This window comes from Azospirillum sp. B506 (assembly GCF_000333595.1).
Taxonomy (GTDB): domain Bacteria; phylum Pseudomonadota; class Alphaproteobacteria; order Azospirillales; family Azospirillaceae; genus Azospirillum.
In genome coordinates this window covers 1-1,652 of the sequence record NZ_BADK01001115.1, presented here as the reverse complement: position 1 = coordinate 1,652, position 1,652 = coordinate 1, and the positions used below count along the sequence as shown (strand labels likewise).

Genomic DNA, 1,652 nt, shown 5'->3' with positions numbered 1-1,652 from the left:
GGCTTGATGCCGTCGACAAACGCGCCGACCAGCCCGGTGTCGCCATGGGCTGCCGCGATCCAGGACAGGGCCAGCAGCACCAGTGCCCCTGGCAGAACGAACAGCCCGCCCGCCACCAGGCCACCGCGCAGGCCATACATCCGCCAGCCGATATAGGTGGCGAGCTGTTGCGCCTCCGGCCCCGGCAGCAGCATGCAGAAATTCAGCGCATGCAGGAACCGGGTCTGGTCGATCCAGCGGCGCTTGTCGACCAACTCGCTTTGCATCATCGCGATCTGCCCGGCCGGTCCACCGAAGCTGGTCAGCCCCAACCGCAGCCAGTAGAGACAGAAGGCGCTGAAGGACGGACGGGGTGGAACGGGAGGGGCGAGGGTGCTCATGGTTCCGCAGCCTAGCGCAAACGCGGCGGCAGGGCAGCCTTTGCGGTCCGCGGGGAACGCCATCGGGGACAATTGCCGGGCGCCCATGGTCTTCCGCATCGCAGAGGTTTAATATTGCAACCGCGAGCGCCGCCGTCGGGGCCGGCGCCGGAAGTCGGGGACGCTGCAGAATGAAGGCTTCCACCCGCGGTCTTGCGGCTGTGTTGGGGGCGGCGCTGTGTGCCGGTGTCGGGGGGATCACGGTTGGGGGGCTCACCCTGTCGGCGAAGCCGGCACAGGCCGCGGTCGGCGTCCATGCCGAGGAGATCGTGCGCTTTCCGTCCATCGACGGGGATCTGACCGGTGGCGCGGCGACAATGCTGAACGGCCGGCTGCTGCGCCCGGCGGGCAATGGCCCGCATCCGGCGGTGGTGATGCTGCATGGCTGCGGCGGTCTCTATGCCCGCAACGGCCGGGTGACGCCGCGCCATATCTGGTGGGCCACCCATTTGCAGCGTCAGGGCTATGCGGTGCTGATGGTCGACAGCTTTGGCCCGCGCGATGTGGAGGAGGTCTGCACCACCGCGCTGAAGGACCGTACCGTCCGAGCCACGGTGGAGCGCAAGCGCGACGCCTGGGCGGCGCTGGCCTACCTGCGCAAGCGGCCGGAGGTCGACCATGAGCGTGTCGGTCTGATCGGCTGGTCGCAGGGAGCGAGCACCGTGATGGCCGCCTATGGTGCCGGCGAGGATGGACCGGCCGGGACCGAGGAGGGCGGATTCCGTGCCGCCGTCGCCTTCTACCCCGGCTGCAAGGCGGCGCTGAGCACCGGGGATTGGCAACCGGACGGTCCGTTGCTGCTGCTGGTCGGCGGCAAGGACGACTGGACCCCGCCGGGGAGCTGTGTCGAGCTGTCCGGGCGTGACGGGGTCAAGGACAAGGTCGATCTGGTGGTCTATCCCGACGCCTATCACGGCTTCGACTCGCCGGATGCCCCGGTGCGCAAGCGCAAGGACCTCGCCACCGCCCCCGGCGGCACCGCCCATGTCGGCACGGACGAAGACGCCCGCTCGGACGCGATCCGGCGGGTGAACGAGTTCTTGAAGGAAAAACTTGGGGGGTGAGGAGGGCTACCGTTCCCTCTCCCCCCTGGGGAGAGGGTTAGGGTGAGGGGGAACCGTGGCGAGAATTAGATTGGTGGTGAGGACGTAGCGCGACGAGTCACGCACACGCAGTGCATCCCCCTTANCCCGACCCTCTCCCGGGGGGGAAGGGGGATTTCGGAAAGGAGGG

General features: G+C 68.6%; 2 protein-coding genes. One reads left to right on the top strand and one right to left on the bottom strand.

What is annotated here, in order from left to right; genetic code table 11:
• Nucleotides 1-380 (bottom strand): chromate transporter (locus tag I71_RS34040; RefSeq protein WP_042704713.1); only part of this gene is annotated, 380 nt, incomplete at its 3' end.
• A gap of 170 nt (nt 381-550) precedes the next feature.
• Here I71_RS34040 and I71_RS34035 point away from each other — a divergent pair.
• Complete coding sequence (locus I71_RS34035) at nt 551-1,483, top strand: dienelactone hydrolase family protein (protein WP_049976474.1); 933 nt, start codon at nt 551-553, stop codon at nt 1,481-1,483.
• Nucleotides 1,484-1,652: the final 169 nt, after the last annotated feature.

Excerpts from the sequence above, each read along its gene's own strand:
- I71_RS34035 (WP_049976474.1), top strand. The coding sequence starts at position 551 with ATGAAGGCTTCCACCCGCGGTCTTGCGGCTGTGTTGGGGGCGGCGCTG.